Origin of the sequence: Streptomyces albidochromogenes (assembly GCF_005981925.1) — a bacterium.
Classification (GTDB): Bacteria; Actinomycetota; Actinomycetes; order Streptomycetales; family Streptomycetaceae; genus Streptomyces; species Streptomyces albidochromogenes.
This window is the reverse complement of the sequence record NZ_VBVX01000167.1, coordinates 1-14,505: the sequence shown is the minus strand read 5'-3', so window position 1 is coordinate 14,505 and position 14,505 is coordinate 1. Positions and strand designations below refer to the sequence as shown.

General features: G+C 70.1%; 12 protein-coding genes and 1 tRNA gene. 5 read left to right on the top strand and 8 right to left on the bottom strand.

The features are described 5' to 3' along the window. From E2E34_RS21035 to E2E34_RS37250, 3 genes are all read right to left on the bottom strand, one after another. Nucleotides 1-1,052: metallopeptidase domain-containing protein (locus E2E34_RS21035; RefSeq protein WP_138903477.1), on the bottom strand; the 1,052-nt coding region annotated here is incomplete at its 3' end. Between the two features lie 97 nt (nucleotides 1,053-1,149). Next, nucleotides 1,150-2,577, bottom strand: coding sequence for a sulfatase-like hydrolase/transferase (locus E2E34_RS21030; RefSeq protein WP_244315943.1), 1,428 nt, complete (start codon nucleotides 2,575-2,577; stop codon nucleotides 1,150-1,152). A gap of 146 nt (nucleotides 2,578-2,723) precedes the next feature. Beyond that, nucleotides 2,724-2,816: a putative leader peptide gene (locus E2E34_RS37250; RefSeq protein ID WP_369334629.1), complete on the bottom strand. Its 93-nt coding sequence runs from the start codon at nucleotides 2,814-2,816 to the stop codon at nucleotides 2,724-2,726. A 115-nt stretch (nucleotides 2,817-2,931) separates the two neighbouring features. Here E2E34_RS37250 and purF point away from each other — a divergent pair, with 115 nt between their 5' ends. Then, nucleotides 2,932-4,455 (top strand): amidophosphoribosyltransferase, encoded by a 1,524-nt coding sequence (gene purF / locus E2E34_RS21025; protein ID WP_138903476.1) that lies wholly within the window; start codon nucleotides 2,932-2,934, stop codon nucleotides 4,453-4,455. 33 nt (nucleotides 4,456-4,488) lie between these two features. After that, nucleotides 4,489-5,583, top strand: coding sequence for a phosphoribosylformylglycinamidine cyclo-ligase (gene purM / locus E2E34_RS21020; RefSeq protein ID WP_138903475.1), 1,095 nt, complete (start codon nucleotides 4,489-4,491; stop codon nucleotides 5,581-5,583). 85 nt (nucleotides 5,584-5,668) lie between these two features. Here the strand turns inward: purM and E2E34_RS21015 are convergent, their stop codons facing one another. Beyond that, nucleotides 5,669-5,929, bottom strand: a complete 261-nt coding sequence (locus E2E34_RS21015; RefSeq protein WP_069928096.1) for a DUF3073 domain-containing protein — start codon at nucleotides 5,927-5,929, stop codon at nucleotides 5,669-5,671. A 289-nt stretch (nucleotides 5,930-6,218) separates the two neighbouring features. Then, complete coding sequence (locus E2E34_RS21010; protein WP_138903474.1) at nucleotides 6,219-7,301, bottom strand: Leu/Phe/Val dehydrogenase; 1,083 nt, start codon at nucleotides 7,299-7,301, stop codon at nucleotides 6,219-6,221. 244 nt (nucleotides 7,302-7,545) lie between these two features. Between E2E34_RS21010 and E2E34_RS21005 the strand changes: the two genes are divergently transcribed. Together E2E34_RS21005 and bldC are read left to right on the top strand one after the other, a co-directional pair. Continuing rightward, nucleotides 7,546-8,397: a DUF8083 family protein gene (locus tag E2E34_RS21005; protein WP_138903473.1), complete on the top strand. Its 852-nt coding sequence runs from the start codon at nucleotides 7,546-7,548 to the stop codon at nucleotides 8,395-8,397. Nucleotides 8,398-8,867: 470 nt separating this feature from the next. After that, nucleotides 8,868-9,074, top strand: coding sequence for a developmental transcriptional regulator BldC (gene bldC, locus E2E34_RS21000; protein WP_003949541.1), 207 nt, complete (start codon nucleotides 8,868-8,870; stop codon nucleotides 9,072-9,074). A gap of 388 nt (nucleotides 9,075-9,462) precedes the next feature. Here the strand turns inward: bldC and E2E34_RS20995 are convergent, their stop codons facing one another. From E2E34_RS20995 to hrpA, 3 genes are all read right to left on the bottom strand, one after another. After that, a complete protein-coding gene (locus tag E2E34_RS20995; protein WP_138903472.1) occupies nucleotides 9,463-9,690 on the bottom strand; it encodes a DUF6274 family protein in 228 nt (75 codons plus the stop codon). 126 nt (nucleotides 9,691-9,816) lie between these two features. Further along, a tRNA-Asp gene (locus E2E34_RS20990) sits at nucleotides 9,817-9,891 on the bottom strand. 93 nt (nucleotides 9,892-9,984) lie between these two features. Continuing rightward, nucleotides 9,985-13,905, bottom strand: a complete 3,921-nt coding sequence (gene hrpA, locus E2E34_RS20985) for an ATP-dependent RNA helicase HrpA (protein ID WP_138903471.1) — start codon at nucleotides 13,903-13,905, stop codon at nucleotides 9,985-9,987. A 114-nt stretch (nucleotides 13,906-14,019) separates the two neighbouring features. On the opposite strand from hrpA, the gene E2E34_RS20980 reads away from it, so the two are divergent. Further along, entirely contained in the window at nucleotides 14,020-14,502 is a 483-nt protein-coding gene (locus tag E2E34_RS20980) for a hypothetical protein (protein ID WP_138903470.1), read from the top strand. Nucleotides 14,503-14,505: the final 3 nt, after the last annotated feature.

Genomic DNA, 14,505 nt, shown 5'->3' with positions numbered 1-14,505 from the left:
CCCGCCGCCGCCCCCGCCACGCTGACGGCGACCGTCGCCTCCGTGTCCCCCGACGTCACGACCTTCACCGCCACCTTGCGCGCGGTGTCGCTCAGTTCCGTACCGGCCTTGAGCGCGTCGGCGTCCGCCGCCTTCCCCTCGCCCGGCGTCGGGTCGATCAGCGCCGACCGCGTGTAGTCGCCGCCGGACACCCGGTAGGCGTGGACACCCTGGATCGCCCCGTCGAGCGATCCCGCCCGCGCGCGCAGTTCCACGACGAGCTGGTCCTTGTCGCCGAGCGGGACCCGCAGCGCGCGCACGCCGGTGCCGCCGCCGTGCAGCGGACGGAGCGTGTACGTACCGGATGCGTTGACGTCGGTGAGTTCGTCGCCCGTCAGCCACTTGTTGTGGATCAGCTCCGGCGCCGACAGGCCGGCCGCCGAACCCCCGCCGCCCATGACCGACTTGTGGCTGTCGCCGTCCTCCTTGCAGCCGGCGCCCAGGTCCCCGTCCGGACAGCGCAGCCGCTTCTGGTGGTGGTAGCCCAGGTTGTGGCCGAACTCGTGGATCAGCGGGTCGATCGAGAAGTGCTGGGAGGGCATCCACGTCTTGCCGCCGCCGACCGTGCCGAGGCCGGCGTACGCGCACTTGGCCTTCTCGTTCGGGAAGACGATCGAGACATGGTCGTACGCGCTCTCCCCGACGCCCTTCCCCGCCAGCGCCTTCTGCGCCTCGTCCGCGATCCGGCCGCTGTCGCACGCGGCGGCCATAGGGAGCGTGAGCGGTCCGATCACGGGGTCGGCGCCGGCGGGGGCGAAGGTCGTCCGCCCGCGCGTGATCTCGTCGTAGTACGAGACCAGGGATCCGTTCTTCCCGTAGTACGTGGCCTCCAGAGCCGGCCTGAGCTTGGCCGCGTCGGTGAACCCGCTGTCGCTGAACTCCACCATCACGACCTGCACGGTGCGCCGGTCGGCGGGCGCCTGGGCGGCGTGCGTCGCGGCGGGGAGCGCCGCCGACGCCAGTACGACGCCGCAGGCGAGGGCCGACAGACGGACTCGGGAGGTCGACTGCATGTGGGGGGGTCCTTCCGCAGCGAAACGAAAACAGTGGGGGAGGAGATCGTGATCACGCGCGGGGCACGTTAAACCACGACATCTCCCCCAACACCCCTCAAGACACGGACGGGTACGGCAGCAGCCCCGCGTCCGTCCGCTCCCAGGCGGCGCGCAGCGCGGCCAGCCGCCCGGGCTCGGCCGACGCCTTGTCCGCCTGTTCCCGCGCGTCCTCGGTGAGCCGGAACAACTGGTCCCTGCCACCGGGGCCCCGGTAGTACTTCCACTCGCCCCGCCGCAGCGCCCGTTCTCCCCGTACGCGCCAGAACAGGTCCCGCCGCGGCGCCCGTTCGCCGCGCAGCAGGTACCCGGCGAGACTCGCGCCGTCCAGCGGGTACGCCGGATCGGGGCGCGCCCCGGCCAGCTCCAGCAGTGTCGCCGTCCAGTCCGGTGTGAACACCGGCACGTCGCTGACCTGGCCGCCGTCAATCCTGGCGGGCCAGCGCAGGAGCGTGGGCACCCGTATGCCGCCCTCCTTCAGGGAGGACTTGTTGCCGGAGAGGGGCCAGTTGTACGAGAAGCGCTCGCCGCCGTTGTCGCTCGCGAAGAGGACCAGGGTGTCCTTCTCCTGCCCCGACCGCTTCAGCGCCCCCAGCACCGCACCGACCGACCGGTCCAGGTCCTCGACCATCTCCCGGTACTTCTCGACCGAGCCGCCGTCCTGGTGCCACAGCGCCCCGCGGTCGCCCGCCTTGATCCGCCGGACGATCTCCGCGCTCTGCTCCTCGTCGCCGTCGGCGATCCAGGGCCAGTGCGGGGTGGTGAAGTTCAGGTTCAGCAGCCACGGCTTGTCGTGCTCGCGCAGTACGTAGTCGCTCGCCCGCTCGGTCAGGATCCGCGTGTAGTACCGCAGGTCCCTGTACGGGGCGTCGCCCTCGTAGAGGTCGTACTCCCCGCCGAGACCCAGCTTCGAGTAGTACTCCAGCGCGCCCCCGAAGTTGCCGAAGAACTCGTCCCAGCCCGACCGCGTCGGGCTGTAGTCCGGCAGATACCCGCAGTGCCACTTGCCGATCAGCGCGGTCGCGTACCCGGCGCCCTTCAGCAGCGAGGCGAGCGTGGGATGGGTCGGCTCCAGCCCCACCGACCGGTCCGCGATCGGCTCGGCGAGTCCGCCCTTCGTACGGCCCGGGAAGCGCCCGGTGTAGAGGCTGAAGCGGGTCGGGGAGCAGGTCGCGGACCCGGAGTAGGCGTCGGTGAACCGGACCCCCCGGCGGGCGAGCCGGTCGAGGTGCGGCGTACGGATGTGAGGTGATCCGTACGAGGAGAGGTCGGCCCAGCCCAGGTCGTCGCCCAGGATGAACAGGATGTTGGGCCGCCGGGAGCGCCGCTCGGCGGCGGCCCGGAAAGGCCGCTCGGCGGTGGCCTGGCCGGGGCCCGGCCCGGGGGCGGCGAGCGCGGGTCCGGCCGGCAGGCCGACGGCCGCGGCGCCCGCTCCGACGACGCCCCCGAAGGCGCGCCGGGACAGCTTCTGGTCGTGCGAGGTCACAGGGTCTCCAGTGATGAAGGGCACACCGGCCGGGCCCCGTGGCGGCGCTGATCAGCGCCGGGCCAGGGCCGGGTCGGGGCGGGGAACGGTGCGCGGGAGGCACCGGGAAAGGAGAGGTGAACTACGGGGCGCGGCGGTGTGCGCGCCTACGCGCGGCGACAGATGGCGCTCGCGACACGGACCAGGTCGACGTGGCGGCGCTCCACAAGCGGGACCGGACGGTCACCGAGGGGCTGCATGAGGCGGGAGCCTGACGGAGGCACCACGTACCTGTCAAGCGCCCGGCGTCCGGGAGGGGTGGCCGCCCGTATCCCCAATTCGGACCAGTGGTCGATCTCGCCTACACTCGGTGGTGTGCCTCGTGGTGATGGACGACTCAACCACGACCTGCTCCCCGGTGAGAAAGGCCCCCAGGACGCTTGCGGCGTCTTCGGTGTCTGGGCTCCCGGCGAAGAGGTCGCCAAGCTCACCTATTTCGGACTGTATGCCCTGCAGCACCGTGGACAGGAGTCCGCGGGCATCGCAGTGAGCAACGGGTCGCAGATCCTGGTCTTCAAGGACATGGGACTGGTCTCGCAGGTCTTCGACGAAACTTCCCTCGGCTCCCTCCAGGGCCACATCGCGGTCGGTCATGCCCGCTACTCCACCACCGGAGCCTCGGTGTGGGAGAACGCGCAGCCGACGTTCCGTGCCACCGCGCACGGCTCGATCGCCCTGGGTCACAACGGCAACCTGGTCAACACGGCGCAGCTCGCCGAGATGGTCGCCGACCTCCCGAAGGAGAACGGCCGCGCGACGCAGGTCGCCGCGACCAACGACACCGACCTGGTCACCGCCCTGCTGGCCGGCCAGACGGACGACGACGGCAAGCCCCTCACCATCGAGGAAGCCGCCGCCAAGATCCTCCCCGAGGTCATGGGCGCCTTCTCCCTCGTCTTCATGGACGAGGGCACGCTGTACGCCGCCCGCGACCCGCAGGGCATCCGCCCGCTGGTCCTCGGCCGGCTGGAGCGCGGCTGGGTCGTGGCCTCCGAGTCCGCCGCCCTCGACATCTGCGGCGCCGCGTACGTCCGTGAGGTCGAGCCGGGCGAGATGCTCGCCATCGACGAGAACGGCCTGCGCACCTCCCGATTCGCGGAAGCGAAGCCCAAGGGCTGTGTCTTCGAGTACGTCTACCTGGCGCGCCCGGACACCGACATCGCCGGCCGCAACGTCTACCTCTCGCGTGTCGAGATGGGCCGCAGGCTGGCGAAGGAAGCCCCGGTCGAGGCGGACCTGGTCATAGCGACGCCCGAGTCCGGCACCCCCGCCGCCATCGGCTACGCGGAGGCCAGCGGAATCCCGTACGGCTCGGGCCTCGTCAAGAACGCGTACGTGGGCCGGACCTTCATCCAGCCGTCGCAGACGATCCGCCAGCTCGGCATCCGCCTGAAGCTCAACCCGCTCAAGGAAGTCATCCGCGGCAAGCGCCTCGTGGTCGTCGACGACTCGATCGTCCGCGGCAACACCCAGCGCGCCCTGGTCAAGATGCTCCGCGAGGCCGGCGCCGCCGAGATCCACATCCGGATCTCCTCCCCGCCGGTGAAGTGGCCCTGCTTCTTCGGCATCGACTTCGCGACCCGCGCCGAGCTGATCGCCAACGGCATGACGATCGAGGAGATCGGCACCTCGCTGGGCGCCGACTCGCTCTCGTACATCTCCATCGACGGGATGATCGAGTCGACCACCATTCCCAAGGCGAACCTGTGCCGCGCCTGCTTCGACGGCGAGTACCCGATGGAGCTCCCGGACCCCGAGCTGCTCGGGAAGCAGCTTCTGGAGACCGAGCTCGCGGCCGGCCCGGCGAACGCCGCGGCCGAGGCGCTCCGTCGCCCGTAACGCCCCCGTTCCACGACACGAAAGTTCCCAGCAATGTCTGCTGAATCTTCTGGGCGTGCTCCGCACGCGGGCACCGGTGCCAGCTACGCGGCCGCGGGCGTCGACATCGAGGCAGGCGACCGCGCCGTAGAGCTGATGAAGGAGTGGGTGAAGAAGACCAAGCGCCCCGAGGTCCTGGGCGGCCTCGGCGGCTTCGCCGGTCTCTTCGACGCCTCCGCGCTCAAGCGCTACGAGCGTCCGCTGCTCGCGTCCGCCACGGACGGTGTCGGCACCAAGGTCGACCTCGCCCGCAAGATGGGCGTGTACGACACGATCGGTCACGACCTCGTCGGCATGGTCGTCGACGACCTGGTCGTCTGCGGCGCCGAGCCGCTCTTCATGACCGACTACATCTGTGTCGGCAAGGTGCATCCCGAGCGTGTCGCGGCCATCGTGAAGGGCATCGCCGAGGGCTGTGTCCTCGCCGGCTGCGCCCTGGTCGGCGGCGAGACGGCCGAGCACCCGGGCCTGCTGGGCGAGGACGACTTCGACGTCGCGGGCGCCGGCACCGGCGTGGTGGAGTACGACCGGCTGCTGGGCGCGGACCGTATCCGTAAGGGTGACGCGGTGATCGCCATGGCGTCCTCCGGTCTTCACTCGAACGGGTACTCACTCGTGCGCCACGTGGTCTTCGACCGCGCCGGCTGGGCGCTGGACCGTGAGGTCGAGGAGTTCGGCCGCACCCTCGGCGAGGAGCTCCTGGAGCCCACCAAGATCTACTCGCTGGACTGCCTGGCCCTCACCCGCACCGCCGAGGTGCACGCTTTCAGCCACATCACGGGCGGCGGCCTCGCGAACAACCTGGCCCGCGTGATCCCGGACAGCCTGCACGCCGCGGTCGACCGCTCCACCTGGACGCCCGGCGCGGTCTTCGACCTGGTCGGCAAGGCCGGACAGGTCGAACGGCTCGAACTGGAGAAGACCCTCAACATGGGTGTCGGCATGATGGCCGTCGTCCCGGAGGCGTCGGTGGACGTCGCCCTGGAGACCCTCGCCGACCGCGGCGTGGACGCCTGGGTCGCCGGAGAGATCACCGAGCGCGGCGACCACACCTCGGGCGCGACGCTTACGGGCGACTACGCGAAGTAACCGCCGGTGGTAGCACAGAACCCGGTCCGGGGCCGAGGCCCCAGGACCGGGTCAGTGTGTAATGCCTGTTCGAGGTGTACGGACGTCAAGCGCCGCGACGATGGGCCGACGGACCGGACTCTTCGGTCGAGTCCTCGTCCTCGTCATCGTTGTACTGAGCCGCGTACTGTGCGTACGGGTCGTCTTCCTCGTCGTCGTCCTCGAACGGCTCGCCATTAGGCGGCTGTTGCGAAGTCGTCGAAGCGCCCAGCTCGTTGGCCAGACGCGACAGGTCAGTCCCGCCGCTGCTGTACTTCAGCTGGCGGGCGACCTTAGTCTGCTTGGCCTTTGCCCGGCCGCGCCCCATGGCTCGACCCCCTCGGTGACGGGGCTCGACGGCCCCAGAGTCTTGACACGCGTTCATGGTTCGGAACGGGCTCCCCTCGGAGAGACCGGTCCGTAGGGCATCAACGGTACCTGCTTCCGGGGCCATACGGTACGCCGCCCGCATGCAACGCCTCGGCACAGAACCCACGAGGAGCCCCGTCCTCGCTGGTCAACTGCGATTTTAACCTCTTCTTGAGGGTCGACCCGCCGACGGGGGTGAGTCATGTCTCGTCATGTCCCACCGACGGCGGGCCGGCCCCTCGCGCGGGTCAGCTCCGGCGTGCCTCGGCCATCCTCTGCTCGGCGATCCGGTCGGCCGCCGCAGCCGGCGGAATGCCGTCCGTCTTCGCACGTGCGAATATTGCCAGCGTGGTGTCGAAGATCTTCGCGGCCTGCACCTTGCACCGGTCGAAGTCGAAGCCGCGCAGCTCGTCGGCGACCTGGATCACGCCGCCGGCGTTCACCACGTAGTCGGGTGCGTAGAGGATCCCGCGGTCCGCGAGGTCCTTCTCGACACCCGGGTGCGCGAGCTGGTTGTTGGCCGCGCCGCACACCACCTTGGCCGTGAGGGCCGGGACGCTCTCGTCGTTCAGGGCGCCGCCGAGCGCGCACGGGGCGTAGATGTCGAGCCCCTCGACCCGGATCAGCGCCTCGGTGTCCGCCACGACGGTGACGTCCGGGTGACGGTCGGTGATGCGGCGTACCGACTCCTCCCGTACGTCCGTGATCACGACCTGGGCGCCGTCCGCCAGGAGGTGCTCGACGAGGTGGTGCCCGACCTTGCCGACGCCCGCGACGCCGACCTTGCGGTCGCGCAGGGTCGGGTCGCCCCACAGGTGCTGGGCCGAGGCCCGCATGCCCTGGAAGACGCCGAAGGCGGTGAGTACGGACGAGTCGCCGGCGCCGCCGTTCTCAGGGGAGCGGCCGGTGGCCCAGCGGGTCTCGCGGGCGACGACGTCCATGTCGACGACGTACGTGCCGACGTCGCAGGCGGTCACGTAACGGCCGCCCAGGGAGTTCACGAACCGGCCGTACGCGAGGAGCAGTTCCTCGCTCTTGAGCGTCTCGGGGTCGCCGATGATCACGGCCTTGCCGCCGCCGTGGTCGAGTCCGGCCATGGCGTTCTTGTACGACATGCCGCGGGCGAGGTTCAGCGCGTCGGCGACGGCCTCCTCCTCGTTCGCGTACGGGTAGAAGCGCGTGCCGCCGAGGGCCGGGCCCAGAGCGGTGGAGTGGATGGCGATGACGGCCTTGAGGCCGCTGGCACGGTCCTGGCACAGCACGACTTGCTCGTGGCCGCCCTGTTCCGATCGGAACAGGGTGTGCAGGACGCCGTCGGTTGCGTCGGTCACGGTGGTGACTCCCAAGTGCGAGGCGCTTTGCCCTCCTGCGGGTGGGGAGGGCCGATGGGCAAGAGAGTAAGACCTGGTGGGCCGGGGGCGTACGGCAGTGCCGAGGATCACCCCCTGGCGGAGTACGCGTGGGACGATTTCCTTCCGGTTTCCTTCCGGTTCTTCGAGGTTCTTTCCGGTCCGGCTCACGGTCCTGCTCGCGGGTCCGGCGCCGGTCCGAGTTCCGGTCGAGTGAGGAGCAGGCGTGGCCCAGGAGTCCTCGGTGATCGTCCCGTACGTCTCCTATCTGAGGGTGTACGAACCGCTGGCGGCCTTCCCCGAGCCCGAGCGCGGTCATTGGACGCGGTACGCGAAGCGCGAGCGGCTGCCCACCGCCCAGGACGAACTGCGGCGCTCTCTGGCGGACTTGCTGCCGACCCCGCCGGTCGCGGTGCCGGTGCACGAGAGCGGCGACGCGTTCGTGACCGAAGTGGACGGAGTGGTGTGCGTCTGTCCCTGGCGGACGCGGCTGCGCGGCTGGCTGGCGCTGGAGGAGCTGCCCGCCCTCTTCCCCGAGCCGCTGCTGGACGCGGCGCTGCCGCCGCTGGTGCGCCGGCAGGCGGCCGCGGACTTCGAACGCTGGCTGGAGCGCAACCCCGACGCCCGGCCGTGGATCAGGACGTCGGCGTGGCACGTGCCGGTGCGCTGGTTCGCCCTCTTCGCGAGCGAGGAGCGGCAGTACGAGAAGGCCGAGGGCGAGGCCGCGTCCGTACTGCGCTACCGGACGCCGATGGCGCAGGCGCGGCGGCGTGTGGCGCGGGCCCTGAAGGCGCTGCGGGAGCATCTGGACGCGGAGGCCGGGGGACCGCTCGTCGAGGGGCTGGTAGATGTGGGGCGCTGGCTGGAGGAGTTCCACCCCAGGTCGCTGGTCGAGCTGGACTACGGCGGCCTCGCGCACGTCCTTCCGCAGGAGCACCTGGCCGAGGACCACTCGGCGGCGGACGTGGCCGAGGGCATCGCGGCGCTGCGGGCCGGGGACGGCGTGGGTGCCCGTGAGGCGTACGGGCGGCTCGTCGAGCGGTGGCGGGTGGTGCGCGAGCGCCAGTTCGCGAACTGAGGGCGTACGGGCGGCTCCCGGCGCCCGGGACGTAGGTCCTGATCCGGGCCTTTGCCTCAAGCGTGACGGACAGCACTAAGCGGGCTCTTGCGCCCATCGCCCATCCTCATGCCAAAATAGGACAAGGAGTCCGGTGAGGGCTCCTTCCGTCCGACTAGGGGCGGATTAGCTCGGTATTGCGCGCTATGGGGGGTCTGGTGGCTCCTGATCGCTCTGTGACTGATCGTCACTGTGACGTGACTGTCCGCTATGGCATGGTCCATCGGCTTCGTCGCTGATGAACACCTGGGAGGGCAATTCCATCGGTTTGGCCGACGTGGCTGGACGGATGGTGTAGTTGTAGTGCCGAGGACAAGCCGTTCGTCCTATAACCGACTCGGCCCGCGTCCGCCATTTCGGGCAACGCGGGTCAAGGTGCAGAATTTAGAGGAAAGAACCGTGATGGTTCGGTTCTCCCGAGGAGGCCGCTCATGACCGCTCGCACCCCTGACGCCGAGCCGCTGCTGACCCCGGCTGAGGTTGCCACGATGTTCCGCGTGGACCCGAAGACGGTTACGCGCTGGGCCAAGGCAGGCAAGCTCACGTCCATCCGCACGCTTGGTGGACACCGGCGTTACCGCGAGGCTGAGGTCCGCGCACTGCTTGCGGGCATTCCGCAGCAGCGCAGCGAGGCCTGAACAACCGCATAACCCCGCTTTACCGGGCATTCCTCCGGGTCCCCCAACCCGGACGCCCACCTGAGCACCACACGACAGGCGTCTGCCCCAACAGGCGCCACATCCATGCATGACGGGTGCGTCGTCGATCGCGCTGGACTCCGCCGGGTCCAGCGCGATCTTTTTGTGCCCGCACAGGGGTGGTGACGACCGCTCTGACCTGCGGTCCGCCGGCTCCCGGGGAGGCGCGCGGCGGCCCTGGGGCGACCCTGCGGAAGGGGTGCAATTGCACATATTAAATTGGCCCGTTGTAGGAAGGGTGTAAGTCCACCGGTTCCCAAAACTCATGGGGTGACACCCGTCACAGGGCCCGGCTCTTGTGCATCGCCGGGCGACCGGCGATAGGGGTTCACTGGTCCGGCGGGCCGTTCTCCCCGGCGTCCGCGGCCGGCTCCCCGGCTCCGCCGTCCTCCGCGCTCACCGGCCTGGCCGGCTTCGCCGGTTCCGGCTCCATGGCGAGCCGCAGGAGCCGGTGGCAGATGGGGCAGTGCCGCGTGAGATGCCGATAGCCCGTCGAGGCCGCGAGATGGGCGCGCAGCAGTGCGCGCGTCTCGTGCCTGGCCGTTGATGCCGCCATGCGCCACCTCCCCGGTGCGGGCCCCCCGATGCCCTGATGCCTGGGTACCGGTGGCAGTTGACGCAGTCAAGACGCAAGAAGGCCCGGATCCTTGCGGATCCGGGCCTTCTCGTACTTCTTGTCGTGCGGTCCTGACGGGATTTGAACCCGCGGCCTCCACCTTGACAGGGTGGCGAGCACTCCAAACTGCTCCACAGGACCTTGATTCGCCGCGCCGTACTGCGTTGCGCTGCGAAGACAGACTGTACAGCAGGTCAGGGGGTGCGGGCGAACTCACTCAAGGCGACGGCGGAGTTACGGGGCCGCCGCGTCGATCGCCTTCACGATCCGCTTGTCCGAGACCGGTTGGGCCGTCCCCAGGGCGTGCGCGAAGTAGCTCACCCGCAGCTCCTCGATCATCCAGCGGATGTCCAGTACCTCCTGCGGCACGGGCCTGCCCCGCGGCAGCTGCTCCAGCAGCCAGGCGTACTCGTCCTGCATCTCGTGGACCTTCTCCATGCGCGTGGTGTCGCGCTGGACGGCCGTGGGCATCTGCTGGAGCCTGCGGTCGGCCGCGACGAGATAGCGCATCAGGTCGGGCAGCCGGCGCAGCCCCGTCTTCGTCACGAAGCCGGCCGGCACCAGGAACGCCAGCTGGTCCCGTACGTCGGCGAGGTTGTTCACCAGGGCCAGGCTGCTCGTGGCCTTCAGCCGGCGCTCGCAGGCCTGCCAGGCCGCCAGGATCTGCTGGACCTGGTTCACCGTGCGCACGGTCGTGTCCACGAGGTCGGCGCGGACCTTGTCGAACAGCTTCCGGAACGCCTCCTCGTCCCAGGCCGGGCCGCCGTGGTCGGCGATCAGCTTGTCGGCGGCGGCCGTCGCGCAGTCGTCGAACAGCGCCTGGATCGATCCGTGCGGATTGCGCGAGAGCGCCAGCTTCTGCTGGTTGCTGAGCTTGTCCGACGCGAACTTGGCCGGGTTGACCGGGATGTTCAGCAGGATGAGCCGCCGGGTGCCGCGCCACATCGCCTGCTGCTGCTCGGCCTCGGTGTCGAAGAATCGTACGGCGACGCTCTCGCCCTCGTCGACGAGGGCCGGGTACGCCCGGACCGGCTGCCCGGCCCTGCGCGTCTCGAAGACGCGGCTGAGCGTGCCGATGGACCAGCCCGTGAGGCCCTTGCGCTCGACGGACTCGCCCGTGGGGCCCGCGGTCGCCGCGGCGGCCTTGGAGAGCGCCTGACGGGCCTTGGGGCGCAGCGTGAGCCGCAGCGCCTCCAGGTCCTTGTCCTCGGCGAGGTTCCTGCGCCGCTCGTCGACGATCCGGAAGGTGATCTTCAGGTGGTCCGGGACGCGGGAGAGGTCGAAGTCGTCCGCCTCGACCGGGACACCGACCATCCGCTTCAGCTCGCGGGCGAGCGTGAGCGGCAGCGGCTCCTGCAACGGCACCGCGCGCTCCAGGAACTTGCGGGCGTAGTCCGGCGCCGGGACGTAGTGGCGGCGGATCGGCTTCGGCAGGGAGCGGATCAGCTCGGTGACCACGTCCGCGCGCAGGCCCGGGATCTGCCAGTCGAAGCCCTCGGACGTGACCTGGTTGAGCACCTGGAGCGGGATGTGGACGGTCACGCCGTCCGCGCCCGCGCCCGGCTCGAACTGGTACGTCACACGGAACTTGAGCTTCCCCTGCCGCCAGGAGTCCGGGTAGTCGTCCTTGGTGACCGCCCCGGCCTTCTCGTTGATGAGCATCTCGCGCTCGAAGTCGAGGAGTTCGGGCTCCTCGCGCTTCTTGTGCTTCCACCACGAGTCGAAGTGCGCGCCGGAGACGACGTGATCGGGGATGCGCCGGTCGTAGAAGTCGAAGAGCGTCTCGTCGTCCACGAGGATGTCGCGGCGGCGGGCCCGGTGCTCCAGCTCCTCGACCTCGGTGAGGAGCTTGCGGTTGTCCGCGTAGAACTTGTGGTGGGTACGCCAGTCACCCTCGACCAGGGCGTTGCGAATGAAAAGATCGCGGCTGGTCTCCGGGTCGATCCGGCCGTAGTTGACCTTGCGCTGGGCGACGATCGGGACGCCGTACAGCGTGACCCTCTCGTACGCCATGACGGCGGCCTGGTCCTTCTCCCAGTGGGGCTCGCTGTACGTGCGCTTGATGAGGTGCTGGGCGAGCGGCTCGATCCACTCCGGTTCGATCCTCGCGTTGACCCGCGCCCACAGGCGTGACGTTTCGACCAGCTCGGCGGACATGATGAAGCGGGGCTGCTTCTTGAACAGCGCCGAGCCGGGGAAGATCGCGAACTTCGCGCTGCGGGCCCCGAGGTACTCGTTCTTCTCGGTGTCCTTCAGCCCGATGTGGGAGAGCAGGCCGGCGAGGAGGGACTGGTGCACGGACAGTTCCGGTGCGTCGTCCTCGTTGACGTGTATCCCCATCTGCTTGGCGACCGAGCGCAGCTGGGTGTAGATGTCCTGCCATTCGCGAATGCGCAGAAAGTTCAGATACTCCGTCTTGCACATCCGGCGGAAGCTGGAGGAGCCGCGCTCCTTCTGCTGCTCGCGGACGTACCGCCAGAGGTTGAGGAAGGCGAGGAAGTCGGACGTCTCGTCCTTGAAGCGGGCGTGCTGCTGGTCCGCCTGCTGCTGCTTCTCGGAGGGCCGCTCGCGCGGGTCCTGGATGGAGAGCGCGGAGGCGATCACCATCACCTCGCGTACGCAGCCGTTCTTGTCGGCCTCCAGGACCATGCGGGCCAGGCGGGGGTCGACGGGGAGCTGGGCGAGTTTGCGGCCCTGCTCGGTGAGGCGCTTCTTCGGATCCTTCTCGGCCGGATCGAGCGCGCCGAGCTCCTGGAGGAGCTGGACGCCGTCGCGGATGTTGCGGTGGTCCGGCGGGTCGATGAAGGGGAACTTCTCGATGTCGCCGAGACCGGCGGCGGTCATCTGGAGGATGACGGAGGCCAGGTTCGTCCGCAGGATCTCGGCGTCGGTGAACTCGGGCCGGGTGAGGAAGTCGTCCTCGGTGTACAGCCGGATGCAGATGCCGTCGGACGTACGGCCGCAACGGCCCTTGCGCTGGTTGGCGCTGGCCTGGCTGATCCGCTCGATCGGCAGGCGCTGGACCTTGGTGCGGTGGCTGTAGCGCGAGATGCGGGCGGTGCCCGGGTCGATCACGTACTTGATGCCCGGGACGGTGAGCGAGGTCTCCGCGACGTTGGTGGCGAGGACGATCCGCCGGCCGGTGTGGCGCTGGAAGACGCGGTGCTGCTCGGCGTGCGACAGGCGGGCGTAGAGGGGGAGGACCTCGGTGTGGCGCAGGTTCCTCTTGTTGAGCGCGTCGGCGGTGTCGCGGATCTCGCGCTCGCCGGAGAGGAAGACGAGGATGTCGCCCGGGCCCTCGGCCTGGAGCTCGTCCACGGCGTCGGCGATCGCGGTGATCTGGTCGCGGTCGGAGTCGTCGCCGTCCTCTTCGAGCAGCGGGCGGTAGCGGACCTCGACGGGGTACGTACGGCCGCTGACCTCCACGATGGGGGCGTCGCCGAAGTGGCGGGAGAAGCGCTCGGGATCGATGGTCGCGGAGGTGATCACGACCTTGAGGTCGGGGCGCCTGGGCAGCAGCTGGGCGAGGTAGCCGAGCAGGAAGTCGATGTTGAGCGACCGCTCGTGGGCCTCGTCGATGATGATCGTGTCGTACGCGCGCAGCTCGCGGTCCGTCTGGATCTCGGCGAGCAGGATGCCGTCGGTCATGAGCTTGACGAAGGTCGCGTCCGGGTTGACCTGATCGGTGAACCGGACCTTCCAGCCGACCGCCTCGCCGAGCGGGGTCTTCAGCTCGTCCGCGATGCGCTCGGCGACGGTGCGGGCGGCGATGCGGCGGGGCTGGGTGTGGCCGATCATGCCCTTCACGCCACGGCCGAGCTCCATGCAGATCTTGGGGATCTGCGTCGTCTTGCCGGAGCCGGTCTCGCCCGCGACGATCACGACCTGGTGGTCGCGTATCGCCTCGGCGATGTCGTCCTTGCGCTGGCTGACCGGCAACGACTCCGGATACGTGATCTCGGGCATCCGGGCAGCACGCTGCGCCAGGCGGGCGGCGGACTTCTCGGCCTCGGCGGCGATTTCGTCCAGCACGGCCTGGCGGGCCTCGGGCTTGCGGATGCGGCGGGCACCGTCGAGACGGCGGCCGAGCCGGTGGGCGTCGCGCAGCGGCAGCCCTCCGAGCACGGTCTGGAGGTCGGCGAAGGAAGTAGACATACCTGATTCAGGATCTCACCCGCCGGTCGCGACTGGCGAACCGATTTCCGCGGGGCGGTGTCGGGGGAGCCTTTACGCTTTACGGGACGTCCCCGGACAGGAGAACCAGAGCCAATGCCCCAGGTCAGCCCCCGGCGCCGCGGCGCGGCGACCGTGAGTGCGCTGCTGGGGACGGTGCTCGCGGTGCTCGTGCTGCTGCTCTGTACGGACACGGGGGGCGGGGGCGTGCCCGGCACCGGTGGCCCGGTCCGGGCTTCGGGCGAGGTGACCGCCCCTGCTGCGGCGCCGGCTCTCGGCCCGGCTTCCGCATCCACCGCCGTCCCGGCGTCCGCCGGATTCACCGCCGCCTCCTTCTCCGCCTCCGGCGATGACGACCCGGAGCCCGGGTGCCGGCAGCGGCACCCCGGTCCGGCGAGCGTGCCGGTGGCGCCGCCGAGGGGCGGGGCGGCGTACGAACTGCCCGCCACCCTGTGCGCGGCCAGGGCCGGTGGAGGCGCCTGGGGCGCCGAGGACCTGGTTCCGCATCGCGCCCCCGGCCACCTGCCGCCGCCCTTGGACCCGCCCACCCCGGAAGACCTCTCGATCCTGCGGGTGTAGGCG

Excerpts from the sequence above, each read along its gene's own strand:
- E2E34_RS37250 (WP_369334629.1), bottom strand. The coding sequence starts at position 2,816 with ATGCAGCCCCTCGGTGACCGTCCGGTCCCGCTTGTGGAGCGCCGCCAC.
- E2E34_RS20980 (WP_138903470.1), top strand. The coding sequence starts at position 14,020 with ATGCCCCAGGTCAGCCCCCGGCGCCGCGGCGCGGCGACCGTGAGTGCG.
- E2E34_RS20995 (WP_138903472.1), bottom strand. The coding sequence starts at position 9,690 with ATGGCGGCATCAACGGCCAGGCACGAGACGCGCGCACTGCTGCGCGCC.
- bldC (WP_003949541.1), top strand. The coding sequence starts at position 8,868 with ATGACCGCTCGCACCCCTGACGCCGAGCCGCTGCTGACCCCGGCTGAG.
- hrpA (WP_138903471.1), bottom strand. The coding sequence starts at position 13,905 with ATGTCTACTTCCTTCGCCGACCTCCAGACCGTGCTCGGAGGGCTGCCG.
- purM (WP_138903475.1), top strand. The coding sequence starts at position 4,489 with ATGTCTGCTGAATCTTCTGGGCGTGCTCCGCACGCGGGCACCGGTGCC.
- E2E34_RS21015 (WP_069928096.1), bottom strand. The coding sequence starts at position 5,929 with ATGGGGCGCGGCCGGGCAAAGGCCAAGCAGACTAAGGTCGCCCGCCAG.